Source organism: Pseudoclavibacter sp. AY1F1, assembly GCF_002931075.1.
Taxonomy (GTDB): Bacteria; Actinomycetota; Actinomycetes; order Actinomycetales; family Microbacteriaceae; genus Pseudoclavibacter.
The window spans coordinates 81,432-106,935 of the sequence record NZ_PSTQ01000002.1; the positions used below are offsets into that span (position 1 = coordinate 81,432).

Sequence of the window (25,504 nt, forward strand, 5' to 3'; positions counted from 1 at the left end):
CGCGCGCTCCGTCGGAATGCAAACCGAGTGGGGTCGAGCAGCCGCTGGCCTTTCTGTCGATTCACGTTATATTTCCGGGCCGTTTCGGCCCATTGACGGCTCTGCGGGGATGGGCCATCATCACCAAATGACAACTTCGGAATCCTCAGCGGCCGCGAAGCTCAACGAAGAGCTGCACGGCGGGGGACTGAGCGCCAAGGGCCTCTCAGCTGGCAAGGTCGGCGTGCTCGGGGCGGCCGTCATCGGCGTCTCCTGCATCGCGCCCGCCTACGCCGTCACGTCGGGGCTCGGCCCCACCATCGCGGAGGTCGGGGTGTACACGCCGGCTATCATGATGGTCGGCTTCATCCCCATGCTGCTGGTCGTCTTCGGCTACCGCGAGCTCAACACGGCGATGCCGGACTCGGGCACGTCGTTCACGTGGGCGACCCGCGCGTTCGGCCCCTGGATCGGGTGGATGGGCGGATGGGGGCTTATCGCCGCCACCGTCCTCGTGCTCTCCAACCTGGCGGCCGTCGCCGTCGACTTCTTCTTCATCATGCTGGCGCAGATCTTCCAGAACCCGGAGCTCGCCGAACTGACGCGAGTGCTGTGGATCAACATTCCCATGACTGTGATCTTCACGGCCCTGGCGGCGTGGATCTCCTACCGCGGTGTGGAGTCGACGAAGAAGGTGCAGTACGTGCTGGTCGTGGTGCAGCTCATCGCGATCGTCTGGTTCATCATCGCCGCGTTTGTGCACGTCGGGAACGGCACAGCGTTCGACGCGACACCCGTCGAGCTGTCGTGGTTCAACCCGTTCGAGGTGGGCTCGCTCGCCGCGATCTCGGCCGGCGTCTCCCTGTCGATCTTCCTCTTCTGGGGTTGGGACACGGTCATCACGATGAACGAGGAGGCGAAGGACCCGGAGAAAACGCCGGGCCGCGCATCCATGCTCACGATCTTCGTCATGGTCGCCATCTACGTGCTCATGACACTCGCCGTGCTCGCCTACGCGGGCATCGGCGAAGTGGGGCTCGGAGCCGGAAACCCAGAAAACCAGGAGAGCATCCTCGCCACGCTCGCCGAGCCGATCATGGGGCCGTTCGCGCTGCTCATGACCGTCGCCGTCATGTTCAGCTCGGCCGCGTCGCTGCAGTCGACCATGGTGTCGCCGTCGCGCACGCTCCTCGCCATGGGGCACTACGGTGCGCTGCCGAAGTCGTACGCGAGCGTCAGCCCGCGCTTCAAGTCGCCGTCGGTCGCGACCATCGCCTCGGCCATCGCCGCCATCGTCTTCTACATCGTGCTTCGACTGCTCTCCGAGAACGCGCTCTGGGACACGATCGCGGCCCTCGGCCTCATGGTCTGCTTCTACTACGGCGTCACGGGGCTCGCCTGCGTCTGGTATTTCCGCCGCTCCCTGTTCGCGTCGACGCGCAACGTGTTCTTCCGCTTCGTGTTCCCGCTGCTCGGCGGCCTCGCCCTGCTGTACTTCTTCTTCGAGACCGCCAGGGCGTCGCTCTCGCCGTCGTTCGGCTCCGGTTCAGCGATCTTCGCGACGAGCTACGACGCCGACGGCATTGCCCAGGACGGCATCGGCCTCGTGTTCGTGCTCGGCATCGGCGTGCTGCTCCTCGGCGTCGTCCTCATGGTCGTGCAGTACTTCCGCAGCCCCGGCTTCTTCCGCGGCGAGACCATCAAGACGGGCGCAGACGGCGACGCCGAGCCGGCCCCCGCGCTGCAGTAGGCGTCGGGCGGGCCTCGTGCTTTAGAGCAGCGGGCGTGTTCGCATGGCTGGACAGTCTTGCCGGAGCGCGGGACGTCATCTGTGAGTCCAGGGTTGTTCGGAGGGGGGTGTGAGGTTTGGTCGCCGTCGGCAGCCCACGGGGGCATCAAGGCGCCAGTCATTGCCGTGGTTCGATGCACCGTGAGAAGGCGATCGGGATTGGACTGCCCGAACGGGCTGAGGCGACGAGTCGATCCTCCGGCCATCCCGGTTACGGGCTCTGAGGTCGTAGAGCGCGACGTGTCTGAGGAACGCGAGCTGTCAGCTCTCCCGGATGGGGCTGTCGGACCCGGGGCCGCCGCGCCATGCGCGGCGTTTCTCAGGAGTTATAGGCGCTTAACCTACGTAGAATTGAACGCTTGCGATACGTCTCAACGCCGAGGCCAACAAGGAACGATGCCGCGAGGGTGAGCACGCTGGTGTCGACAGATGCTCTGACGAGTTCTCCCTCGCCCTCCCAGAGTCCAATCGCCGATGAAGTTCCGAAACCTAGGAAAAGCAGGCTAATGGCCATGCCGGACAGCGGCACGCCGAGCAATGCCAAGATCCGCAGAGGCTGAGAGGTGCCGGGAGGGGTCAGGTGGAGCCAGGCTCGAGTGGACCATTCCGTCAGCCAGACGAGAGTGATTCCCAGGGTGACGGTCAACGTCTCTTTAGCAAGCAGAGAGAGTCGAGAAGCGGCGTCGAGGCTTGCGACGAACTCCCCGGAGACCTGCGGGGGTGGCCAGTCGGCGGGCAGTACAGGGATTGTGCCGTCAGGGAGTGGCAGTGGAACCCGCTCTACTGATAGGCCTGCGCCCGACTCCTCGACTAGATTCTCCGCGTCGATCTCAGGCAGCCAAGATGACAAGAGGAATCGAGCAATTGCGAAGAAGGCGAAAAGCGCTATGAAGGCCAGGAGTGTTCTCAGTATTGCCGACGCCCAGCTCTTGCGCTCTTGGTTCTGGACGTTTAACTGTCGGCGCCTACTAATGGCCACAGGGTCTCCATTTCATTGAGCTGTGCATGGACCGGTCCTATCGTACCCTGCCACGTAGATAGCAGGGGGCTGTAGGCTGGCCCGGTGAAGATCGCGCGCTTCGAATACCAGGGTCAGCTCACTTTCGGCATCCTCGACGAGGAGGAGAAGGTTTACGTCAAGCTGGCGGGTGACCCCCTCTACCTCGGCTACGAGACGCTCGACGAACGCATCCCGATCGACCAGGTGCAGCTCCAGTCGCCGGTGCTGCCGCGCTCGAAGGTCATCGGCTTCGGACGTAACTACGCGGAGCACGCGAACGAGCTCGGCAACGAGGACGCCGAGGCTCCCATGATGTTCCTCAAGCCGAACACCTCGGTCATCGGTCCGCGTCACCCCATCGTCCTGCCGCCGCAGTCGGAGCGCGTCGATCACGAGGCGGAGCTCGCCGTCGTCATCGGCCAGGTGGCCCGCAACGTGCCCGCGTCCGACGCCGGCCAGGTCATCTTCGGCTACACGATCGCCAACGACGTCACTGCCCGCGATCTGCAGAAGAGCGACGGCCAGTGGGCTCGCGCGAAGGGCTTCGACTCGTTCTGCCCGCTCGGGCCGATCATCGAGACCGACTTCGATCCGTCCAGCGGGCGGATCACGGCGGAGGTCAACGGGGAGCTGCGCCAGGAAGGCGACCTCTCGCAGATGATCACCTCGGTCGCCAAGCTCGTCGAATACGCCTCGAGCGTCTTCACGCTGTTGCCCGGCGACATCATCCTCACGGGCACGCCCGCGGGCGTCGGTCCGCTGGCGAAGGGTGACACCGTCACGTGCACGATCGAGGGCATCGGCTCGCTCTCGAACCCCGTCACGGCGCGCTAGCCGCCGCGCGAGCCTCACGCAGTTCGCCGGCGTCTCGCCAGCCCATCGCTGCCAGCCGTTTCCCCTCTAACGATGTTCGTAGAGGGGGAAACGGCTGGCAGCGATTTCGTGTCCCACGGTGAACGCGGTGCCGTGCGTGTGGATGCGCGGGGGCTTGCCGGTCGACACGCCGCCCCTTGAGGTGCGTGCTGGGCCTTCGATACCCTTGCCGGCTGCGATGTTGCAGCTTCACCGCGCCAACAGGAAGCCCTTCGATGTCGTCCGATACCACTGCCACCGGCAGTTCTGCCACCGCCCGCACTGCCCCGGACGGGTTCACCGCCGAGCCCCTCCCGATTCCCGCGTCCCTCGACGACGCCTCGGCCGGGCCATTCCATGAGATGACCGCGCTGCGCAACGCCGTCGCGCGGGACACCTATGCCAGCGACGACTTCGTCCTGCCAGCTGAGGTGCTGCTGCCCGGCTACGAGCCGAGTGACTACGAACGCAGGGACGGGCGGCTCATCCGAGAGCACGGGCGGCTTGTCGGCCGCGTGCTCCTCGACCTCCCGCTGACCGAGGACGTCGAGATGGCGAAGGTCATGCTCGAGATACACCCGGATGCGCGGGGTCGCGGGTTCGGGTCCGCGGCCTATGAGGTGGGGGAGCGACTGGCGCGGGAGGCGGGTCGCACCGAGATCCGCACCTGGGTCGTGCATCGGGAAGTCGTGGGTCCGCGCATCCCGTCGCCCACCGGTGTCGGCGACGTGCCGGCTCTCGATGCGGCCGCGCAGATGCTCGTGCGGCGCGGCTTCCAGCTCGGTCAGGTCGAGCGGATGAGCGTGCTCGAGTTGGGTGAGGAGCACGACCCGGCGCTGCGGGCGCTCCGGGACGAGGCTCGCGAGGCGGTGGGCGACGACTACCGCTACGTGTCGTGGACCTACCCGACGCCAGACGAGTACGTCGACGACTACGCACAGTTGAAGGCCCGCATGAGTACCGATGCGCCGCAGGGGGACCTGGCCGAGGACGAGCAGCAGTGGGACGCCAAGCGGGTGCGCGACGAGCTCGAGGCGACGGCGCTCGCCCGAGGCGACCAGGTGCTTGTCGGCGCGATCGAGCATGTGCCAAGCGGGCAACTCGTGGCCTTCACGGAGCTGCAGCGCTTCGACGACGGCACGAAGCGCGCCGACCAGGAGGACACGCTCGTGTTGCGCGAACACCGGGGGCACCGGCTGGGGATGCTCGTCAAGGCCGAGAACCTGCTCGCGTGGCGCCTGCTGTCGCCAGCCACCGAGCGCGTCTACACCTACAACGCCGAGGAGAACCGCCCGATGCTCGACGTCAACGAGGCGCTCGGTTTCCGACTGTTCGTCAGCGAAGGCGCCTGGCGGAAGACACTGGACTGATCGCCCAGCGCCTGGCCGCGCCCCGGTAAGCTGGGGGCCTCATGACTGCATCCTCTTCTTCGCTCGTAACCACCGCAACGGGCAGCGATGTCCGCGTCCGCTTCTGCCCGTCTCCCACGGGCACCCCGCACGTCGGGCTCATCCGCACGGCCCTCTTCAACTGGGCGTACGCGAAGCACACCGGCGGCACCTTCGTGTTCCGCATCGAGGACACGGATGCGGAGCGCGACTCCGAGGAGAGCTACCAGCAGATCATCGACGGTCTCGGCTGGCTTGGCCTCGGCTGGGACGAGGGCGTCAACGTCGGCGGCCCGCACGAGCCGTACCGCCAGTCGCAGCGCACCGACATCTACCTCGACGTCATTCAGAAGCTCCGCGATGCCGGCCACCTGTACGAGTCGTTCGCGACTGGCGAGGAGATCGAGGCGCGCAACATCGCGGCCGGTCGCGATCCGAAGATGGGCTACGACAACTACGAGCGCGACCTGTCTGCCGACGAGATCGCACGCCTCAAGGAGGAGGGTCGCGAGCCGGCACTGCGCCTGCGTGTGCCGGACACCGACCTCTCGTTCGACGACCTCGTGCGCGGCGAGATCACGTTCAAGGCGGGCTCGTTCCCCGACTTCGTGCTGGTCCGGCCGAATGGCAAGCCGCTGTACACGCTCGTGAACCCCGTCGACGACGCGCTCATGGGCATCACCCACGTGCTCCGCGGCGAGGACCTCCTCTCGTCGACGCCGCGCCAGATCGCGCTGTATCACGCGCTCATCGACGTGGGAGTCGCCGAGTTCATTCCGCGCTTCGGCCACCTGCCGTACGTCATGGGTGAGGGCAACAAGAAACTCTCGAAGCGCGACCCTGAGTCGAACCTCTTCCACCACCGAGACCGCGGCTTCCTTCCGGAGGGCCTCCTCAACTACCTGTCGCTGCTCGGCTGGTCGATCGCCGCCGACCGTGACGTGTTCACGATGGACGAGATGGTCGTCGCGTTCGACGTCGAGGACGTCAACCCGAACCCGGCACGCTTCGACCTCACGAAGGCCGAGGCCATCAACGGCGAGCACATGCGCCTGCTCGCTGCCGACGACTTCGCGTCTCGCCTCGTCGCTCCGCTGCAGCTCGCCGGCGTGCTGTCGCTCGAGCCGACGGATGCGCAGCTCGAGCTCCTCGGGCGCGCGGCGCCCCTCGTGCAGGAGCGCATGCAGCTCCTCGGCGAGGCCCCCGAGATGCTCGGCTTCCTCTTCGTCGACGCCGCCGACCTCGAGGTCGAGGACACGGCCGTCGGTTCGCTCAAGGGCGACGTGACGGGTGTGCTCGACGCATCCATCACGGCACTCGACGCGCTCGACGCGCCGGATGCGTGGACCACCGAGCGGATCGAGGCTGCCCTCCGCGGCGCCCTCATCGACGGGCTCGGCCTCAAGCCGCGCGTCGCGTTCGGGCCGATCCGCGTCGCCGTCTCCGGCCGCAAGATCTCCCCGCCCCTCTTCGAGTCGCTCGAGCTGCTCGGCCGCGAGCAGTCGCTCGCACGTATCCGCTCGCTCGTCTCGCGTCTCGCGGCGTAGTTCGCGACGCGCATCCACCCCGAGACTAGTTTTCGGAGTGGAGGCATGGCGTGGCGGGGTGGGAGTGGTGGCGTCGTGGAGTCGCGGCGTCGCGCGCTCAGCGCGCCGGAGCCTTGCGTGAAACCGCCGCGACTCGCGCCGCCCTCGCACGTCGTGACGGGTGAGGCTAACCTCAGTGGATGCCCGTTCGGCCGAGCTGGCGGGCGCGAGACTCCGGGAGGACTGCATGACTGAGGCGTTGGGAACGCACTACGACGTCGTTGTCATCGGGGGCGGCCCCGCGGGGCTGCAGGCCGCGCTGATTCTCGCGCGCCACCGCTACTCGACGCTCGTGCTCGACGGCAACAGGCCACGGCATTCGGCGACGCTCGAGGCGCACGGCTTCCTCACCCGCGACCACACGGCCCCGAACGAGCTGCGGCGGCTCGGGCGGGAGGACGTCGTGGCCTATGAGGATGCGGAGATTCAGTTCGCCCAGGTGACACGGGTGCGTACCCTCAGCGACGGCGAGGCGGCGGGCGCCGGAGCCTCACAGGGGGCCGCGTTCGAGGGGTCGTTCGCGTTCGTGGCGGGTGGTGTGCCCGTCGCTGATGGGCTGAGCTTCAGCGCGGATCCGCGCGAGGTCGCGTCGCGTCGTCGGGACGGCGTGCGTGTGCCGTACCGGTTCGCCGTCGAGGCGAAGGGCGTGCGGGGCACCCCGGCCCGCGCCGTGTTCGCCCGTTCAGTCATCCTGGCGACGGGCCTCACCGAGGTGCTTCCGGCCCTGCCCATGTTGCGCGCGTTCTACGGCACGAGCATCCACAGCTGCGTCGAGTGCGACGGCTGGACGCAGCGCGATCGCCGAGTCTCGGTCATCGCGGCGCCAGGGGTGACCGACCTGTACGAGCGTGCCGTCCAGCTCACGCGCTTCAGCGGTGCCCTCACGGTGTTCGCGGGGGAGAGGCAGCTGGGTGCGCTGCAGGAGCTGGACCTCCTGGAGCGTGGTGTTGTCGTCGAGACCCGCGAGGTCGTCGACGTCGAAGGCGGGCCGGGTGGGGTCACAGGCGTTGCGCTCGCCGACGGTGACGTCGTGACGGCCGAAGCGGTTTTCGTGCGCCCGAACTACGTCGCGAAGCTCGACTTCGCGAGCGAGCTCGGCATCGAGTTCGATGGGCTTGGCCTGGTGGCGGCGGATGCGCACGGCCGTACCAGCGTGCCCGGCATCTACGCGACGGGCGAGCTGACGGGTCCTGGCCCGCAGATGCTGATCGTCGCTGCAGGCAACGGGGCGCAGACCGGTATGGCCGTCGATAGGGATTTGCTCGGCCTGTAGGTCCGGTCCTGAGCGCCCCGCGCCACGCTGATTTGATCAGCCTCCGGGAGTGCGCTATGCTCTCTGAGGCGCTTCGGTGCCAGTGGGGTATGGTGTAATTGGCAACACGGAGGTTTCTGGTACCTTTGTTCTTGGTTCGAGTCCAGGTACCCCAGCAAGTTTGAACTTCCCACAGTTCTTGAATTTCGCGCAGTCCTGTACGACACGAATTGGCCCCGCCGAGCGGGGCCTTTCGCGTTCCCGCCTCAAGATCTGTTCCTGCTTCAAGCTCTGCGGAGTCGCTCGCGCAAAGGCGTCAAATCCAGACGCAGACCCGGACCCGGACCCGGACCCGGACCCGGCCCGAGACGCGCGGGCGCGGGTGCAGACATGGGTGCAGGCGCGGGCGCAGGCTCAGCGGAAGATTCCAGCGCGGGCGAGCGAGAAGTGCGGGGCCGCGTGTGCGCGTCCCAGCGCGACGTTCGCGAGCACCTCGCCGACGGCCGGCGCGAACTTGAAGCCGTGCCCCGAGAAGCCCGCGCCGACGACGATGGGGCCGGAGCTGTCGAGGATGAAGCCCGAGTCCGGAGTTGTCGTGTAGGTGCAGCTGATGTCGACTGCAGTCTCCGCATCCGCGCCCGGGACCCACTGCCGAACGTATTCGCGCAGCTGCTCGAGCTGGTCGGGGTCTGCGGTAAAGCTCCGCTGGTCGGGATCGGTGACGGGGCCGACCCCGTGCCAGCCGACTTTGATGCCCTCGCCCGGCGTGTGCATCCCGTAGATGCCGGATGGCCACCACTCGCCGCCGATCGCGGCGCTGCGGAGGTTGAAGGAGGGGAGGAGCTCGGCTGCTGCGGCGAACTCCGGTCGGACGCTGAAGTGCGCCGGCTGCTCCTGCGTGACGACGAGCGGTGGCAAGGGCAGGTGCGCGCCGAGGAGCTTCTGCGTCCAAGCCCCTGCTGCGACGATGACGCGGCGGGCCTTGATCGAGACGGCCTCGCCCTCCGCTCCGAGCGCCGAGACGCTCACCTCATGGTCGGCCCGCGGCGTGACGTCGGTGACGCGCAGACCGTGCCGGACGATTCCGCCGTGAGCCGCCGTCTGACGATGCAGAGCGTTCACGGTGCGGTCGGCGTAAAGGCGACCGCGGGGGAAGAACCGCACGGCGTCGTCAAAGCGCAGCAGCGGCCAGCGCTCTTGCGCGACCGCGGCTGGCAGCTCCTCGGAGTCGAAGGTGCCCGCCCGGTCGTCGTCATTGCCGGGTGCCGCAGGCCGAGACCCGCGGTCGATGAAGCCGATCTCGTCGAGGAGCACGTCGCCTGAGTCGTCTTCGAGCTCCCGCCAGAGCGTGTGGGCTCGGTGCAGGAGCTCGAGGTAGTGGGGCTCGGCGTAGGCGGGGTTGAAGTTGCGGGTCGCGCCGTGGGATGCGCCGTGTCGATGGCCCGGCTCGTAACGCTCGATGAGCGCCACGCTCACTCCGCGGCGAGCGAGGCTCCAGGCAGCGGATGCGCCCATCACCCCGCCGCCCACGACAACGACTTCGACGTCGATCTGCCCAGTGAGTGACATGTCCGGCTCCCGTTTCGGCTGGCCCCGTCGCACGGGGAACATCGCCGGACGCTACCAACCCGAACGTCGTCGGGTCGTCGGACTCCATGCGGGAAGTCATCCGAGCACACGTGGCTTCAGAGTTCTAACTTCGGCTGCTTCTCCTTGATGTCGTGGGCCGTGAGTGGCGGATTCAGGACTACCTCGCGGCAGCAGTCGCAGCTTCGGCGGGCTCCGCGGGTGCGGAGACCACGACCCGGTCTTCCGTTGCCGTTGCATCCACGGCTGGTGCCGACGCAGGTGACGCCTCCGGTGCAGGTGCTGCCGCTGCTTCTGGTTCTGGCGCTGGTGCTGGCGCCGCACCGTCGTCGATCGGCTCGGCCGCGGACGCCAGGTGCGCGTAGTCGCCGAACGCGTCGACCTTGGCGCCCTGCTCGTGGAGCAGCGCAGTGAGCTGTTCGATCTGCTCCGTGGCGAGGGGGCGGCGTCTGGCACGTTCACGGCGCACGAGGAGGTCGAGGAATTGCGCTTCGTCGGAGACGACCGCGGTGCGGTCTGCGGATGGGGTCAGGGAGGCGGCGTCGGTGTGGACGGTAGCGGTGGCAGTTGAGTAGAAGACGCAAGTGTCGATGGTGATCGCCTCGCCGAGGGCTTCCTCGGCGAATCGGGCGAGCTGTGCCGCCTGCGTGAGCGCCTGACTTCGCGGCGACGTGTCGCCGAGGTGGGTGATCACACGCAGGGCGCCGTCCGCAGGCTGGTTCGATTCGTCGGCGGAACCCGAGGCGCGGCTCCCGACGATCTGGAGTGCGAAGGGCGGACGCAGTGCCGTGTCGTCGATGAGGTGCGCAAACGCAGGCACGGCGTCGCCTGGACGAACGCCGTCGAAGATCACGCCGTCCCAGGCTCGGTGGTCGACGAGGAGCGCGCCGGCGTCGGTGAGCAGCACGTGGTCGAGCTGCACGACGTGGCGGTTAGTGCTCATGCCCTGCTGGACCAGGATGAACGTGCGCGTCACGAGGACACCGTTGAGCCCGAGGGTCGCGCTCGCCTGCAGGATGGCTTCGCGCGACACGAGTTCCGTCTCGACGGACCGACGGGCGCGGTCCTTGAGGAAGTCGACGAGCATCCGCCGGTCTTCGAACGCCACTTCGTGCTCTGACGCGAGCCGCTCAAGGCGCTGCTCGCTCTCGTCCAGCACCGCCTGCTTCTGCTGCTGGAACTCCGTGTAGGCGCGCTCGGCTTCGGCGTTGAGCGCCTTCCGCTCGGCCTCGGCCGCGTTCTGGCGCTCCTCGAGCGTCGCCCGCCAGCGATTGTTGGCACGGATCCGAAGCAAGAGAGCGATGATGCCTGCGATTGCCGCCCCGAGCACAAAGCTCAGCGCAACCCACCCCTGAGTTTCCATGAGATCAGTACAGCACCGGCCGCCGACATTGCTGATGAGCGCCGTGCGGGGAGTCCGCTCGTGAGGGCGATCCGGGGAGTTCCAAGGGGAGTTTCCTCTCGAATGTCCGGGTCGGGAGAGCGGGGCCACTTCACTAGGCTGACGTGACCCCGCTTCCCCCTCGAGAGGATCCCCCCGTGCGAGTACTTGTCACCAGTTCCCGGAACACGTTTGCGCTCGACCTCATCCGCAAGCTCGGCAGCACGGGGCACACGGTGTTCGCGAGCGATACGTACGAGGGGGCCATCGGAAGCCACTCCCGCTTTCTCGCCGGACATTTCGTGACGAACTCGCCGCGATTCAACACCGATGAGTTCATCAAGGACCTCGTGAATATCGTGGAAGAACACAAGATCGACGTCATCATTCCGACGTTCGAGGAAGCCTTCTACCTCGCCGCCCGCGGACACGAGCTGCCTGACGGCACCAGCATCTTCACCGGCGGGTTCGAGCAGCTCGCCCGCCTGCACGACAAGGCCAGCTTCAAGCGCCTCGCCATCGAGGCCGGCGTGCCCGTGCCTGAGACGATCGTGGCGAACAGCCCCGAGGAGCTGCAGGCGGCAATCGATAAGTACCCGAGATTCTTCGCGCGCGCCGCATTCTCGCGTGGCGGCGTGGGACTGCTCACGAACACCGGCCCGCTTGCCGGCAAGATGTCGGTGGACGACGCGGTGCCGACGCCCGACCAGCCGTGGCTCGTGCAGCCGTTCGTGGACGGACCGATGATCTGCACGTACAGCATCGTGGTGGACGGCCGCGTGACGGCGCACTGCACCTACCGGGCACCCGAGCAGTGGGCGCACAGCACCGGCATCTCGTTCCTCGCGATCGACAGCACGGAGACGCTCGACTACACGCAGAAGCTCGTCGACACCCTCGACCCGAACTACACGGGACAGCTCTCGTTCGACTTCGTCGACAACGACGGCGGGCTGTTCGCGATCGAATGCAACCCGCGCCCCACGAGCGGCGTCATCCTGCTCGAGGCGGAAGAGGTCTCGGAGGCGTTCAAGGGCAGTAACCCGGAGACGTTCGTGGTTGCGCCCGGCGTCGAGCGTCAGGTGAAGCTGGCCGTGCTCGCGGATGCGTTCGCCGAGCCCATCAAGCACCTCCCGAAGTCGCTCCACGACCTGCTGCACGTGCGGGACGTCGGCGCCGGCTGGCATGACGAGCTCGCGATGCTGTGGAGCCCCGCGACGATCGTGCACGGGGCCCAGCTCTCGCACGGCGAGCGCAAGGAGCTGCTCGCGGCCCTTGGCGCGGACATCGTCTGGAACGGCGAGCCGATCGATGGGATGCTCCCCGAGGACCTCGCGGCGCTCGAGGCTGTGCACGCGCAGCGCGTCTGACACCCGGCCCTGGCGTCCACGCGACGGTGCTCCTCACCAGCCATGGTGAGGAGCACCGTCCTTGCATTGTCGAGTCAGGCGGAGCTGGCTAGGCGATCGCGCGGTAATGGAAGTAGTAGCCGTTGTCGGTGAAGCCGCCCTGCTGCGGGTAGTACGTGCATCCCTGGCTGATCTTCGTCCAGGAGGAGATGTACGTGATCTTCGCCGCCTCGCAGTCGCTGACCGTCGCGAACGGACCGACGCTGTAGTTCGGCGTGACGGCTTGGGCGGCGGTCGCCCCGCCGAACATGAGGCCACCCGCGACGACGGCACCGGCGATGACAGTGGACACCCGCTTCTTGAGATTAACCATGCCCGCGAACCTAGCCAGCGTGCATCCACGACTCGTCAGTGTCCCCTGGGAGACCCTGGCAATCTGGTGCGGCTCAGGCGGCCGGGCGTTCCGCTCCCGCAGCTCCCTCTGATCCGTCTGCTCCCTCCGCAGGGCGCCGTGCGTGCCGGTGCTCGCGGATGGACAGGTAGAGCCGGTGCGCGAAGATCACGAATGCGAGCCATGCGGCGCCCAGGACCCAGCCAGCGAGCACATCCGTGAACCAGTGGTGACCCAGGTAGACGCGTGACAGGCCGACGGTCAGGGCGAAGAGGACTGCGCCGAGGGCGATGAGGACGCGCGCCCGTCTCGTCTGGCGTCGGAGGATGAGCAGGTAGGCGATGACGCCGACGACGGCGACGGCGTTGAGGGTGTGCCCGCTGGGGAACGACGCCGAGGTCTCGTACGGCGGCACGGCTTCGGCCTGCTGGGGGCGGACGCGGCCGATGAGGTTCTTCCCGGCGACGGTCATGAGGAGCGACCCGCCGCCAGCGGCGACGATGAGGATGACCGGGGTCCACGACCTGCGCCGTATGGAGAGCACGAGCAGCGTGGCGATCGCGATGATGGGCATCCCGATCTGCCCGGCGATGTCGGTGTATCCGGTGATGATGGAATCGGCGACCGGCGATCGCAGGGTGATCGCGTAGTCGAGCAGCGGCTGGTCGAGGCCGGCGACCCCGTCCCTGTCGGTCACGGCCTCGTAGATCTCGGCCGCGAGGACGCTGAGCCCGACAACGATGGCCAGCCCGATCACGAGCAGCAGGATCAGGGCGCTGTTGGGGCCGACCTTGTCGCCGACGACCTGCACGCGCTTCTCGACGACGCGTCCCGCGTTTGAACGGGGCGGCCGCGGGGCGCGATTGTCGATGGTGGTGTCCTGGGCGAGCTCGCCTTGGACGCCCTGGGTGGAATCGTGGGGGTGGGTCACCGCACCAACTCTAGGTGGGGCGACTGAGGCTCACGCCGGGGTGGCGACAGTGCGTCAGTTCGAGGAGAGCCCGACTGTGCGGTTCTGCCCCAGGATGGCGTGTGCGTTGCCGTCGAGGATCTCCTCGCGGGACGGGGTCCCTTCGACATGGTGGGCGGATGGTCGTGCAGTGCCGGTTTGACGCCGACGTCTGCAGCGGGTCGCGCTTCCGCCATCGCAAGGCAGCCTCTGAGATTCCTCGGCCCTTCGGGTAACGTTGCACCCCGTTTGCCTTCCCCCGAGAGAAACGGATGATCCCCGCGCTATGAGCTCACAGGACACACCACCCTCCTCGCCCGGACCGCAGTCCGCGTCGTACGGACCGCAACGCAAGCCGGTGACGCGCATCATCCGGGAGGTGATCGACCCGGATCCGATGCATCCGGCCCTCATCCCCGGTATCGGCGTCGAGGAGACAGGTCGGGCTTTTCGAACGAACTGGTGGGTGTTCGGCGTCGCCGGTGCTGGTGTCGTCGCCGTCATCGCCTGGGCCCTCGTCGACCCGGCGAGCATCTCGGCCGTCGGCTCCGTATCACTCGACTGGGTGACGGAGAACTTCGGCTGGCTGTTCTCGCTCCTGACGATCGTCGTCGCCATCTTCATGCTCGTTGTCGGCTACGGGCGCACCGGTGGGGTGCGCCTCGGCGCGGACGATGAGAAGCCCGAGTTCTCGATGGTGTCCTGGATCGCGATGCTGTTCTCCGCGGGCATCGGCATCGGGCTGCTCTTCTACGGCCCGATGGAGCCGCTCACGTACTTCCTGGCGCCCCCGCACGGCTTCGACGTCGCCCCGGGCAGTGTGGATGCGATGCACACGGCAATCGCGCAGACCGTGCTGCACTGGGGGCCGATGGCGTGGGCATACTACGCGCTTGTGGGTGGCGCCATCGCGTACGCGGCCTACCGCAGGGGCCGACCTCCGCTGATCTCAGCGCTCTTCGACTCGGTGTTCTCGCAGCGCACGCAGGGCTGGTTCGGCCCGCTGATCGACATCTTCGCGATCCTCGTGACGCTCTTCGGCACGGCCGTCTCGCTGGGGATCGGGGCGTTGCAGATCGCGTCGGGCGTGGAGATGGTGACGGGGCTCGGAACGCTGGGCAACGGCTTCATCATCGCGGCCATCGCCGTGCTCACGGCCCTTTTCATCCTGTCCGCAGTGTCGGGCGTGAAGCGGGGCATCCGGATCCTGTCGAACATCAACATGGTCGTAGCGGGCCTCCTCGGCCTGTTCGTGCTCGTCGCCGGACCGACGCTGCTACTGGCAAACATCATCCCAGCCGCCGGCGTCACGTACTTCAGCGAGCTCGGCACCATGCTGATGCGCAACGCCTCCATGGGCGACGAGACGGAGGTGTTCATGCAGGCCTGGACCACGTACTACTGGGCGTGGTGGGTGTCGTGGACGCCGTTCGTTGGCCTGTTCATCGCGAAGATCTCTCGTGGCCGCACGCTGCGTGAGTTCGTGACGGTTGTTATCGTCGTGCCGTCCGCGGTGTGCCTTGTCTGGTTCGGCATCGTCGGGGGCACCTCGATGTGGCTGGAGACGCAGGGAGCCGGCGTGAGCGCGGCCGGTTCGCCTGAGGCGCAGCTCTTCACGCTGCTGGACGCGCTGCCGCTGGGGGCGATCACCAGTGTCGTCGCCCTGGTGTCAATCGTCATCTTCTTCGTCACGTCCGCCGACTCCGCCTCCATCGTGATGGGCTCGATGAGCCAGCAGGGTAAGGCCGAGCCGTCGCGCTGGGTCACCATCTTCTGGGGCCTCATGCTCGGCCTCATCGCCGCCTCGCTGCTGCTCGCGGGCGGGCGAGATGCGCTCTCGGGGCTGCAGGCGATCATGGTCGTCACGGCGCTGCCGTTCGCGTTTGTCGTGATGGGCATCATGTGGGCGTGGGCCAAGGACCTGCGCACGGACCCGTACATGATGCGCCGCCGCTACGCGAAGGAGGCCATCGACGAGGGTGTGCGCGCCGGCATCGCCGAGCACGGGGACGACTTCGTGTTCGGGGCGAGCGTCGTCGAGGCCGAGCACGGGGCTGGCGCCTGGCTCGATTCCGAGGACCCGGCACTGACCGAGTGGTACACCGACGCGACAACGGGGATGCTCGACATGGTGAAGGCGGACAACTCGTCGGAGCAGGGTGCGTCACCGAGCGAGCTCGAGGAGCGGGCCCGGATCGAGGCGCCGGCCGCGAGGGAGGCACTCGAGGCAGGTGAGACCGGGCGCGACGGCGACCAGGGCCGTGTCGGAGTCTGACGCGACCGCATCCTTGCAGCTCAGCGTCGTGGCATGCTCTCATCTGGACATTGCCTGCCAGGACCCGCTCCCTGCGAGGAGCGTGCCTGCCCACATGAAGGAGCCCCCATGACCGAACGCATCAACATCTCCTCTGGCTCGCCCTACGAGGCGACCGTCGGATATTCGCGGGCCGTGAAGGTCGGCAGCCAGGTCTTCGTGGCCGGCACGACGGCGCCGGGCGTCGACGCTGAGGAGCAGGCGCGGGAGATCTTCGAACGCATCGGTGCCGGGCTCGAGCAGGCGGGTGCCTCGCTGAGCGACGTCGTGCGCACGCGAGTGTTCCTCGTCGACATCGAGCGCGACTTCGACGCCGTCGGCGCGGTGCACGGCGAGGTCTTCGGCGAAATCCGCCCGGCGTGCGCCTTCATCGGCACGGCCGGCCTCGTCGCGAAGGACCTCCTGCTCGAGGTCGAGGTCGACGCCATTATCAGCGAGTAGAACGCGTCGCGGCGCGACTCCTTCCGAGAGGTTGCGGCTCGCGCTCGCGCTCGGGCTCGGGCTCGCATCCTGTCAATTTAGGGGCGAAGTGGTCCATCGGTTCGGTGAGGCCCTCGAAGTTCCGCCTAGTGCCTGGCGTGCTTTCGCTGAGCGAAGTGGGCAGAGCCCACTTCGCCCCTAAATTGATGAGAGCGCACCCGCACTACGGCCGGATCGTGCTCTCGACGAGCGTCGCGGCGCCGAGCAGCTCCGGGATGCGCGCAGCGAGTCCGCGCCTCGGCAGCCGGTTGAGGGCCGCCGCGGCTCCGGGTAGCGCATGTTCGCGGCACCGCGCGAGCGCCCGGATCGCGTTGAGCAGTGCGAGCGGGTGCGATTCGAGGGCGGAGTGGCCGTTCTCGATGTGCACGAGCACCGCATCGCGTGCTGTCGCGGCGACGCCTCGCGCGATGGGCGGCGGGGTGCGCAAGTCGCGTGTGCCCACGAGCAGCACGAGGGGCCACGGAAATTTCGGGGTCTCGGCGGCCAAGTTGAAGGGTTCGCCCGCGAAGGCGGGGAAGAAGCCGGCGATCTCCGAGTAGGTGAGGGCGGGGTCGAGGGGAAGTCCGTCTGGGGTGCCGCCGTAGCCGAGTTCCCGGAAGCCGATGACGCCGGCGAGGTCGAACTCGTAGATGCCAGGGAATCGCGCGATGGAGCGGTCGCGGGTGGCGTAGAGCTGCAGGGCACTCCAGGCAGCCGTGTGCGCGTGGTTGGCGCGCTGCCGCAACACGGGGAGGAGGAGCTCCTCGCCGCCCAGCTCGTACGCTGCCCTGGACACGTCGAGCAGGATGCGCGAGTCGACGCCCTGGTCGACGAGCGCGTGCACGGCTTCGGCCGTGGCGGTATCGCCGTGCCAGAACAGCTCGCGCACCGTGTGGCGCTCCAGGTTGAGCGACTCGGCCGACTGGAGGGCTGAGTCGAGCAGCATGCCGGCGACGCGTTCCGGGTAGCGGGCGCCAAAGGCCGAAGCGAGGTAGGTGCCGTAGGAGGCGCCGACGATGTGCGCCTGGCCGATGCCCTCGTGGTCGAGCACGGCGGCGAGGTCGTCGATGACGTCGCTGATGCGCATCGCAGACGCCGGCAGGTCCCGGCCGTGCAGGTCAGCGCGCGAGAAGCCGATGCCGCGGTGTTCGACCATGATCACGTCGAGACCACCCTGGGCGGCGCGCCTGCGGAAGCCGACGTAGGGGAGCAGCGACCCGAGCCCCGGGCCGCCGGGGATCACGACGACGGGCGTGGATGCTCGAGGCCCGGTCCGCACGTACGCCAGGTCGAATTCGGGCGTGCTCTCCGTAGCAGGGCGGCGCAGACGACGCGCGTGCCGGTCGGCGAGCTGCGGAGGAATCTGCGGGGCCACGCGCTCAAGCTAGCAGGGGAGCGCCGCGACCCTTCTGGGGGAATTCTGCGTCTCGGGTTCCTAGGTGTGCGTCCTTATCCCGCGTGTGCACGCGGTCACGCCCGGTGACGGAACGGCCAGCGCTTGTTCACCTTCGGCTGTTCGGCTGTTCGGCTGTTCGTCTGCTCGTCTGGGCGTCCTGGTGCGATGGGGCTCCGCTCGACGAACAACGACGAGAGGAACGCGCTGAGTAGCGCCAGGGTGCTGAGGCGAGGTCGCGCGCGGAATTGCGGTGGCGCTGGGGCGATTCGCGCCGCCTATCGCCGGTCGCGCGACTTGTGGCGCCGAGCGATGAGCCAGCCGGTGAGAGCCGTCATGGCTACGGCGGTCAGCCAGACCCACACGTGGGTCCGGTTGCCGGCGAGGGACAGCGGGTAGCTCTCGCAGTAGGAGAGGGAGGTGTCGGTGTAGTTGTCGACGCAGATCGTGTAGTCGTGTGTCGGCGCCAGGACCAGCGAGATCAGGACGACGATGACGGCCGTCCAGAGCCAGATGCGCGCGGTCGATCGCGGGCGGAGGAACGGAGGGGTCACGCGCTCTGGTCTCCAGTGTTCCCCTGCTGGCGGTCGACGGAGCGCGTGGTGCGCTGCTTCCGAACGAAGCGGAGCACCACCACGACCATGATGGGCGCGGCGACGGCGACTCCGACGGCGTTCAGCCAGAACGAGAAGGACGTGGGCAGCCCAGCCGGTGAGTTCCTCGCCTCAATGCAGGTCTCTGGGCCAGTTCCGAGCTGCCCGCAGTACGTCTCGAGTGTGAGCGGAAGGTAGAGCCACGTCGCGAGCGCCGCTAGCGTGAGGGCGATCACGCCCGCGACGACCCACAGGCGGATCGTCCGGCCGCGGTCGTCGAGAGTCATGTGTCATGTCTAGCGCATGTGCCGAGGATGTCGCCTACCCGACCTTGAACCCGCCGTTACTCGAGAGCACCTGCCCGTTGATCCAGGCGCCCGCAGGGGAGAAGAGGAAGCGCACCACGTTGGCGGTGTCCTCGGCAGTGCCGAGGCGACCCGTCGGGGTCGCGTCCGTGCACCACGACCGGGTCTCGTCGTCCATCCAGCCCGTGTCGACGGGGCCAGGGTTGATGACGTTGGCTCTGACGCCGCGGTCGGCGAGCTCAACGGCGGCAGCCGTGACGATGCGGTCGAGGGCGCCCTTGCTGGCCCCGTATGGCAGGTTGTCGACCGTGTGGTCGCTCGTGAGAGCGACGATGCTGGCGCAGGCGGTTCCGGGGTCGGGCACGATGGGCAGCTGCTCCGCGAACGCCTTGATCAGCAGCCACGTCGCGCGGGCGTTGACCGCGAAGTGGCGGTCCCAGCTCTCGAGATCCGTGGTGAGAATGGAGCTGTCGACGGACTCCGCGTGCGACAGCACGAGGCCGGCGAGCGGACCGAGGCCCCGCGTTTCCTCGACGAGTCGCGCCGGGACGCCCGGGTCGCTCAGGTCTCCCTGGACGAGCTCGACGGATGCCCCGAGTTCGCGGCACAGCTCCGCCACGTCGCGCGGGTCGTCGCCGGAGCGCTCGAGCCCAACGCGGTCGTCGTACGGCTGCCAGTAGTTGAGCGCCAGGTCCCAGCCGTCGCGAGCCAGGCCGATGGCGAGCGCAGCCCCGATCGAGCGCCGACGGCCCACGCCCGTGATGAGCGCGACGCGTCGCGGTGTTCTTCCGGTCATGCATCCACCGTACGAGGTGCCCTTGCTCCGAGGCGACGAGCAGCCACCATGTCGGAGCGTCGATTTCTAGGAAGGCGAGGCGGACATCTCGTGCGCCGTGTCAGCGGCGCTGCGGCTCGAACTGAGCCAGCGTCGATGTGGGAATCGGCGAAAGTGTAGGGATTGCGCGGGCGGCGTGTGACACTCGAGAGACTTCGGTCCCCAGCCCCTCCTTCACTTGTTCGGGCGCACGCCGAGCGGTCGAGACGGATCCGTCGCCTTGGTTCCTCATCATTCGAAGGCGACCCCCATGGGTTTCATGTACTACGGCAGTCAGAGCCACGAACTCGAGATCGACGACCGCTCGCTCGCTCACCTCAAGATCGCCCTGCTGAGCATGCTGAGGGCGGGGAACAGCGTCGCGTTCTCCATGTCGCGTCCCGCGGGTCAGGGCAGCGGCCGCGAGACGCTGTGGATCAGCCCGGCCACGGACCTGCGGTTCCGCTTCGTGGGCGGACGTCTGCCGGCGATCAACGACCAGTGGGTGCGCGCCATCATCGGCTCGGCCAACTCGACTGCGGGCATGCGAATCTGCCAGGAGCCTGCCGGTACGAGCTCGCTCGCGGCCTGAGCGACCTGATGTGCTTGAGCCGGTAGACCTCCTGCGCCGCCCGCCGCGCCGCCGCGCCGCTGGGTGCCCCGGGCATTTTGAAGCATGCGCGCCGCGATTGAACCATGTTCGGCCACGCCGTCGGAACGTTCTAGGCTCTGTCCTGTGAACGCGCGCGCAGACGAAGCAGGCCAGCAGTCGGAACCCGAGCTGATGCTCCGCGTACGCGAGGCGTACCTGCGCACGCGGGAACTGCGCTCGCGGCTCGCCGCCCTGCGCAGCGAAGACCTGCAGCTGCCGGATTCGCAGTCGTTGTCGCTGCGCGACCGTGCCGAGCGCCAGGCGGCCGACCGCGAGCGGCTCGAGGCGGAGCAAGCCACGAAGCTCGAGCTGGACGCCGCCGAACGGGCGCTCGCCGACGCCGAGGAAGCGGTGCAGGACTCCCTCAGCGGCAACGGCGATGAGTGGATGCACGGGGCCGGCACGCGCTGACGCGCTCTGCGCTGACGCGCGCTGACACGCTCTGCGCGGCTCGCTCGGCCCGTCTCGCGCGCCGGTCAGGCCGTTCACGCGATTGACGGCCTCATGGGCGGTGCCAGAGGCAAGGATCGGCCCGATCGGCGCGACCTGCTCCTCGCGCACCAGTTCGTCGCTGTCACTCAGTCCGGTCAGAATGCAGCACGCGCCCGGTGAGCCTATCCAGCGGGCGCTCCTCGAGGAATGCGCCGCTTACCGGCGTTCCGCTGCTCCCGGGGCACGTCGCATCGCGCGAGCTGCTGTACGTCGGCGCTGACGGGGAGGACGGATTCGTGAGCGCTGACGGGGCGCATTGAATGCAAGCTGTGACGAGCTGTGACGAGCTGTGACGAGCTGCGGCAAGCTGCGGCGAGCTTCGTCGCGCTATGACGCGCTGAAGCAGTGCGGTGCTGCGATGGGATTGCATAGCGCATGCAATCGGCCGTGCACGCTTCCGCGGTGGGGAGCGCGCACGGCCGATGAGGGGAGGGCTCGTGGGTGGCGTCTACTCGACCCCGCACCATTCGGCGATGAAGAGCGCGATCGACTTCGTGATGCGGCGAACCGATTCGAGGTTCACGCGCTCGTCGTAGCCATGGATGGCCTCTGAGATGGGCCCGTAGACGAGTGCCGGCGTGTCGGCGTACTGCACGAAGACGCGCCCGTCGAGGTAGCCGGGGGTGACAAACGACTCGAGCTTCGCCCCGCCGAAGGCGGCGCTGTGGCTGCGCTCGAGCGCCTGTTCAGCGGCGCCGCCTTCTTCGAGCACGTAGCCCTCGGCGTAGAAGCCAGTCTTGGTGGCGGTCGTGACGATGGGGTTGCCGTTGCCGTCGGCCGTGACGCTCGCGAGTGCATCGGTGATCTCTGCCCAGGCCAGGTCGGCGGTGATACCGGGGTAGAGGGCGACGCGCACGTCGACTTCGCACCAGGCTGGCACGCTGGAGCCCCAGTCACCGCCCTGGATCTTGCCGACGTTGAAGTTGATGGGGTGGTCGAGCTCCTCGAAGTATCGGTGCTCGCCCTGTTTGGCGTTCCAGGCGGCTTCGAGCTTCCGCAGCTCGCCGACGACGAAGTAGGCGGCGTCGATGGCGTTGAACCCGGTCTGCATTTCGCGCGGGTGGGTGGGCTTGCCGTCGACCCGGAGGCGCAGCCAGATGACTCCCGTGTTGGCGCGCACCAGCATGTCCTCTTCGGGCTCCGGGATGAGGACTGCGTCGGCCGAGTATCCGCGCAGGTGGGCCGAGAGGGAACCGTTGCCCGTGCACTCCTCTTCGACGACGGACTCGAAGTGGATGCGCCCGGTGGGGGTGAGTCCGGCGGCCCGAACGGCGTCGAAGGCGTAGAGGTTCGCGACGAGGCCGGCCTTCATGTCGCCGCTGCCGCGTCCGTACAGCCAGCCGTCGCGCACGGTCGCGTCCCAGGGGGAGCGGGTCCATTGGCTCTCAGGTCCTTCGGGGACGACGTCGATGTGGCCGTTGAGGATGAGCGAGTTCCCGCGCTCCTCCTGCGGCGCGAAGGTGCCGACGACGTTCTCGAGGCCGTCGTAGGAGATCTCGATGGCGCCGGCCCCGGGGTGGGCGGCGAGTTCGACGGGGTCGAGCTGCCAGCGGTCCATGGCGAGGCCGCGGCCGGCCATGGCGCCGTACAGGAGGTCCTGGGCTGACGACTCGTTGGCGCGCAGCGACGGGTGGCGCACGAGTTCCTGGGTGAAGGCGGTCTGGCGGTCGAAGGAGGCGTCGACGGCGTCGAGGATGCGCTGGCGCTGCTCGTCGGTGAGGGAGCCGGCTGGTGCGGTGGCAGCGCTCACGCTGTGGCCGGCAGTGAGGGTGCTCGTGGAGGTGTCCTCAGTGCCGGCGGCGGCGCTCGCCGCGGTGGTTGACGGAGTGGTGGAGGGGCTGGTTGGTGTGGTCATGGTCGTGTCCTGCTTTCGCCTGTGGTGCTGCCGGGCAGCGGCGCCCGGGTGGGGGAGGGTGCTCGTGTCGGCGCTCAGGAGGCGGCTTCGTCTATCTCGACGATGTCGTCGCGGAGGCGCATCCGCTCGCCGAAGGCTCCGCCGATGACGGTGATGACGCAGATGCCGATGAGGACGAGCACGGCCGGCCAGGACGACCCGTCACCGACCGTGATGAGGGCGGTGGCGATGAGCGGCAGGAAGCCGCTGATCGCTCCGGCGAGGTTGTAGCCGAGGGAGACGCCGCTGTAGCGGAGGCGGGGCGGGAAGAGTTCTGCCAGGAGGGCGCCGGTGACGGCGTAGGAGAGGGTGATGAGGGCGATGCCGATGCTGACGGCGGCGATGATGGCGATGGGGCTCTCGGTGTCGATGAGCCAGAAGAGGGGGAAGGCGGCGATGCCGGTGGTGAGGCCGCCGACGACGGTCATGCGGCCGGGGCCGAAGCGCTCGGCGAGTCGGCCGGCGAAGATCGTGACGCCGATCTGGAGGACGGCGGCGATGAGGGTGGCGTTGACCATGACCTGTCGGTCGACTTCGAGCACGTTGGTGCCGTAGGAGACGACGAAGGTTGTCATCATGTAGAAGCCTCCGACGCCGAGCATGGCGGCGGCAACGGCGACGAGGAGGCGCAGTCCGGACTTCCGGAAGAGCTCGACGACGGGAACCTTGACATGCTCGCCGGCGGCTGCGAGTTCCTGGAAGACGGGAGACTCTTCAACCTTGAGGCGGATGTAGAGGGCGATGCCGAGGAGCGGGAAGGCGAGGAGGAACGGGAGGCGCCAGCCCCACGCGTCGAAGGTCTCAGGCGGCATCATCAGCACGAGCGCGAAGGCGCCGGAGGAGACGAGGGTGCCGACGGGGGAGCCGATCTGGACGAGGGCGGCGAAGCGACCGCGCATCTTCTCGGGGGAGTGCTCGATGGCGATGGTCGTCGCGCCGCCCCATTCGCCGCCGACGGCGAAGCCCTGTACGAGGCGGAGGACGGCGAGCATGACGGGGGCTGCGATGCCGACGGCGAGGTAGTCGGGGAGGATGCCGATGAGTCCCGTCGCGCATCCGATCATCACAATCGTGGTGAGGAGGGCGGGGCGGCGGCCGTAGCGGTCGCCGATCCACCCGAAGACGACGGCGCCGATGGGGCGGGCTGCGAAGCCGACGCCGAAGGTCGCGAAGGCGGCGAGCGTGGCGCCTGCCGGGTTGAGGTCGGTGAAGAAGAGTCGGTTGAAGACGAGGGCCGCGGCGGTGCCGAAGAGGAAGTAGTCGTACCACTCGAGGGCGGTGCCGACGAAGGCGGCGAAGGCGATGCGCCGAGCTTCTTTGAGGCTGACTTTGGGTGGCGCGGTGGGCACGCTTGAGGTCGATGTCTGCGGGTCGTGGGACATGGTGGCTCCGATGTTGGGGAAAGGCCTGCATGTGAACGTGCACGTCTGCGGTGACGTTGGTGTTCCTATGCAACCCCGTCCTGGCTGGGTCGGGCAATTGTCAGGCCCACTCGATTGCACGCCTAGAATGGGCAAATGCACAATCTGGATGGGTTTCGAGCCGGTGAATGACGCGTCTGTTTCGGCGCCGTTGCAGCGCGGTATCCGCTCGTGCCTTGACGACCTGGACGAGATCACGACCCTGTACGTGATGCAGGTGCGCAAGCTCACCGGCTACGTCGAGTCGGTGATCGCGGAGCGGGATGTGCACAGCACGGCGTTCACGACGCTCGGGCTCATGTTCCGGCAGCTCGGTGGGGAGCGACTCGAGGACGAGCTGCGGGCGCACTCGAGAGCTATCGGCCGCAAGCGGGTTCGGCAGGGGGTGCCGCTCGAGTCGCTGCTGCGTGCGGTGCGAATGGACTTCCGCTTCATCTGGCAGGCCCTCAACGACCGTTTGCCGGGGGAGGCGGATCGACTCTCCGATGATGTGGTTGCGATCTGGGAGGTTGTGGAGGCGCACACGACGAGCGTGCAGTCGGGGTACATGCTCGAACTGGGGCAGGTGAAGGCGGAGCTCGAGCAGGAGCAGGCGTTCCTGTTGCGTCGTCTGCTGCGCGGTGGTGTCGACGACTCGCAGTTGCATGTGCAGGCGGCGGAGGCGCTCGAGATTCCGCTCGTTGGTCCGTACTGGGTCGCGGTTGCGCATCAGGATGCGGCGGCCACCTTTGCCGCGGACGTGCGGGCCGTTTTCCCCGCGGCCGTGTGCCTGCGCCTGGACGGTGTGGAGTTCGCGGTAGTCGCTGGCTCGTCCGGTGTGGGCTCGTCTGGTGCGGGATCGGCTGGCGTGGGGTCTACTGGCGTGGGGTCTGCGGGCGTGGGGTCTGCGGGCGTGGGGTCTACTGGCGCTGAGTCGGCCGGCCTGCGGTCTACTGGCCTGCGGTCTGCTGGCCTGTCGGTGCAGTTGGCGCTCGCGGACCTGCAGGTGGGCGTGTCCCAGTCGGCGGCAACGCTGTCGTCGCTGAGCGAGATGTGGCAGCTGGCGTCCGAGTTGGCTGAGGTGGCTGTGCCGGGACGGGCCGCGCTGCTCGCGCAGCATTGGCCGGGTCTTGTCGTGAGGCGGCTTGGGTCGGTTGCGTCGAGCCTTGCTGCGGATTCGCTTCGAGATTTCACTGTCCTGCCTTCGTCGGAGCGGGCGCTGCTGGTTGAGGCTGTCGAGGTGTACATGGCCACCGGTTCGGCGTCGAAGGCCGCGGGGGCGCTGTTCTGTCACCGGAACACGATCATGAACCGATTGGCGAAGTTCGCCTCGGTGACCGGGCTCGACCCGACGGTTCCCGATGACGCCGCCACGATCAAGATGGTTCTTGCCGCTGAGCGAAGTGCGCAGCAGGAGTGATCGCAGGACCTGACCGGTCGTGCGGTACGCGACGTCAACGTGCCTGCGGTCGAGAGTCCTGGTTTAGGCGGGCTCCTGTTTGGGAACTTCCGCTCTCCGCTCTCCGCTTTCCGCTCTCGTTTTCCGTTCGCAGGTCGCTGGTCTCTGGTCGTCTCCGGTCTCTGGTCGCTGGTCGCTGGTCTGTGGTCGTCTCTGGTCTCTGGTCGTCTCCGGTCTCCGGTCTCCGGTCTCTGGTCTCTGGTTTCCAGTCTCCCCGTCTGGGGTT

The 25,504-nt window shown here is 67.9% G+C and carries 22 protein-coding genes and 1 tRNA gene; 12 read left to right on the plus strand and 11 right to left on the minus strand.

Going from position 1 to position 25,504, the window contains the following annotated elements:
• Window positions 1-127 precede the first annotated feature (127 nt).
• Window positions 128-1,729, plus strand: coding sequence for an APC family permease (locus tag C5B85_RS04545; RefSeq protein WP_104284866.1), 1,602 nt, complete (start codon window positions 128-130; stop codon window positions 1,727-1,729).
• Between the two features lie 358 nt (window positions 1,730-2,087).
• Here C5B85_RS04545 and C5B85_RS04550 read toward each other — a convergent pair whose 3' ends face one another.
• The gene (locus C5B85_RS04550; RefSeq protein WP_104284867.1) at window positions 2,088-2,747 is read right to left on the minus strand and encodes a hypothetical protein; all 660 of its coding nucleotides are present in this window, start codon (window positions 2,745-2,747) and stop codon (window positions 2,088-2,090) included.
• 84 nt (window positions 2,748-2,831) lie between these two features.
• On the opposite strand from C5B85_RS04550, the gene C5B85_RS04555 reads away from it, so the two are divergent.
• From C5B85_RS04555 to C5B85_RS04575, 5 genes are all read left to right on the plus strand, one after another.
• On the plus strand, window positions 2,832-3,602 hold the full coding sequence (locus tag C5B85_RS04555; protein WP_104284868.1) for a fumarylacetoacetate hydrolase family protein: 771 nt from the start codon (window positions 2,832-2,834) through the stop codon (window positions 3,600-3,602).
• 254 nt (window positions 3,603-3,856) lie between these two features.
• A complete protein-coding gene (locus tag C5B85_RS04560; RefSeq protein ID WP_104284869.1) occupies window positions 3,857-4,990 on the plus strand; it encodes a GNAT family N-acetyltransferase in 1,134 nt (377 codons plus the stop codon).
• Window positions 4,991-5,031: 41 nt separating this feature from the next.
• Complete coding sequence (gltX, locus tag C5B85_RS04565) at window positions 5,032-6,555, plus strand: glutamate--tRNA ligase (RefSeq protein WP_104284870.1); 1,524 nt, start codon at window positions 5,032-5,034, stop codon at window positions 6,553-6,555.
• Between the two features lie 226 nt (window positions 6,556-6,781).
• Window positions 6,782-7,867, plus strand: coding sequence for an NAD(P)/FAD-dependent oxidoreductase (locus C5B85_RS04570; protein WP_104284871.1), 1,086 nt, complete (start codon window positions 6,782-6,784; stop codon window positions 7,865-7,867).
• Window positions 7,868-7,950: 83 nt separating this feature from the next.
• Window positions 7,951-8,022 (plus strand) — tRNA-Gln (locus C5B85_RS04575).
• Between the two features lie 238 nt (window positions 8,023-8,260).
• Here the strand turns inward: C5B85_RS04575 and C5B85_RS04585 are convergent.
• Together C5B85_RS04585 and C5B85_RS04590 are read right to left on the minus strand one after the other, a co-directional pair.
• Window positions 8,261-9,415 (minus strand): FAD-dependent oxidoreductase, encoded by a 1,155-nt coding sequence (locus C5B85_RS04585; RefSeq protein ID WP_104284872.1) that lies wholly within the window; start codon window positions 9,413-9,415, stop codon window positions 8,261-8,263.
• A 178-nt stretch (window positions 9,416-9,593) separates the two neighbouring features.
• Entirely contained in the window at window positions 9,594-10,796 is a 1,203-nt protein-coding gene (locus C5B85_RS04590) for a hypothetical protein (RefSeq protein ID WP_146077843.1), read from the minus strand.
• A gap of 176 nt (window positions 10,797-10,972) precedes the next feature.
• Between C5B85_RS04590 and C5B85_RS04595 the strand changes: the two genes are divergently transcribed.
• Window positions 10,973-12,184 carry a carbamoyl-phosphate synthase large subunit gene (locus tag C5B85_RS04595; protein WP_104284874.1) on the plus strand — a complete coding sequence of 404 codons (1,212 nt, stop codon included), beginning with the start codon at window positions 10,973-10,975 and terminating at the stop codon, window positions 12,182-12,184.
• Between the two features lie 88 nt (window positions 12,185-12,272).
• Here C5B85_RS04595 and C5B85_RS04600 read toward each other — a convergent pair whose 3' ends face one another.
• Together C5B85_RS04600 and C5B85_RS04605 are read right to left on the minus strand one after the other, a co-directional pair.
• Complete coding sequence (locus C5B85_RS04600; protein ID WP_146077844.1) at window positions 12,273-12,536, minus strand: hypothetical protein; 264 nt, start codon at window positions 12,534-12,536, stop codon at window positions 12,273-12,275.
• A gap of 73 nt (window positions 12,537-12,609) precedes the next feature.
• Complete coding sequence (locus tag C5B85_RS04605; RefSeq protein ID WP_104284876.1) at window positions 12,610-13,485, minus strand: phosphatase PAP2 family protein; 876 nt, start codon at window positions 13,483-13,485, stop codon at window positions 12,610-12,612.
• A gap of 304 nt (window positions 13,486-13,789) precedes the next feature.
• Here C5B85_RS04605 and C5B85_RS04610 point away from each other — a divergent pair, with 304 nt between their 5' ends.
• The gene (locus C5B85_RS04610) at window positions 13,790-15,778 is read left to right on the plus strand and encodes a BCCT family transporter (protein WP_104284877.1); all 1,989 of its coding nucleotides are present in this window, start codon (window positions 13,790-13,792) and stop codon (window positions 15,776-15,778) included.
• A gap of 108 nt (window positions 15,779-15,886) precedes the next feature.
• Window positions 15,887-16,258, plus strand: coding sequence for a RidA family protein (locus C5B85_RS04615; protein ID WP_104284878.1), 372 nt, complete (start codon window positions 15,887-15,889; stop codon window positions 16,256-16,258).
• 202 nt (window positions 16,259-16,460) lie between these two features.
• On the opposite strand, the gene C5B85_RS04620 is transcribed toward C5B85_RS04615, so the two are convergent.
• The 4 genes from C5B85_RS04620 to C5B85_RS04635 form a co-directional block, all read right to left on the minus strand.
• Window positions 16,461-17,651, minus strand: a complete 1,191-nt coding sequence (locus C5B85_RS04620) for an alpha/beta hydrolase (protein WP_258070585.1) — start codon at window positions 17,649-17,651, stop codon at window positions 16,461-16,463.
• A 296-nt stretch (window positions 17,652-17,947) separates the two neighbouring features.
• On the minus strand, window positions 17,948-18,223 hold the full coding sequence (locus tag C5B85_RS04625) for a hypothetical protein (protein WP_104284879.1): 276 nt from the start codon (window positions 18,221-18,223) through the stop codon (window positions 17,948-17,950).
• Window positions 18,220-18,549 carry a hypothetical protein gene (locus C5B85_RS04630; protein WP_104284880.1) on the minus strand — a complete coding sequence of 110 codons (330 nt, stop codon included), beginning with the start codon at window positions 18,547-18,549 and terminating at the stop codon, window positions 18,220-18,222. The genes C5B85_RS04625 and C5B85_RS04630 overlap by 4 nt, the downstream gene beginning before the upstream one ends.
• Window positions 18,550-18,583: 34 nt before the next feature.
• Complete coding sequence (locus C5B85_RS04635; RefSeq protein ID WP_104284881.1) at window positions 18,584-19,363, minus strand: SDR family oxidoreductase; 780 nt, start codon at window positions 19,361-19,363, stop codon at window positions 18,584-18,586.
• Between the two features lie 289 nt (window positions 19,364-19,652).
• On the opposite strand from C5B85_RS04635, the gene C5B85_RS04640 reads away from it, so the two are divergent.
• Window positions 19,653-19,973: an ATP-dependent DNA ligase gene (locus C5B85_RS04640; RefSeq protein WP_104284882.1), complete on the plus strand. Its 321-nt coding sequence runs from the start codon at window positions 19,653-19,655 to the stop codon at window positions 19,971-19,973.
• 144 nt (window positions 19,974-20,117) lie between these two features.
• Complete coding sequence (locus tag C5B85_RS04645; RefSeq protein ID WP_104284883.1) at window positions 20,118-20,444, plus strand: hypothetical protein; 327 nt, start codon at window positions 20,118-20,120, stop codon at window positions 20,442-20,444.
• A 529-nt stretch (window positions 20,445-20,973) separates the two neighbouring features.
• On the opposite strand, the gene C5B85_RS04650 is transcribed toward C5B85_RS04645, so the two are convergent.
• Both C5B85_RS04650 and C5B85_RS04655 read right to left on the minus strand, forming a co-directional pair.
• Window positions 20,974-22,380, minus strand: a complete 1,407-nt coding sequence (locus C5B85_RS04650; RefSeq protein ID WP_104284884.1) for an ArgE/DapE family deacylase — start codon at window positions 22,378-22,380, stop codon at window positions 20,974-20,976.
• 74 nt (window positions 22,381-22,454) lie between these two features.
• Window positions 22,455-23,801, minus strand: a complete 1,347-nt coding sequence (locus C5B85_RS04655) for an MFS transporter (RefSeq protein WP_104284885.1) — start codon at window positions 23,799-23,801, stop codon at window positions 22,455-22,457.
• Window positions 23,802-23,964: 163 nt separating this feature from the next.
• Here C5B85_RS04655 and C5B85_RS19110 point away from each other — a divergent pair, with 163 nt between their 5' ends.
• On the plus strand, window positions 23,965-25,239 hold the full coding sequence (locus C5B85_RS19110; RefSeq protein ID WP_219819333.1) for a helix-turn-helix domain-containing protein: 1,275 nt from the start codon (window positions 23,965-23,967) through the stop codon (window positions 25,237-25,239).
• Window positions 25,240-25,504 lie beyond the last annotated feature (265 nt).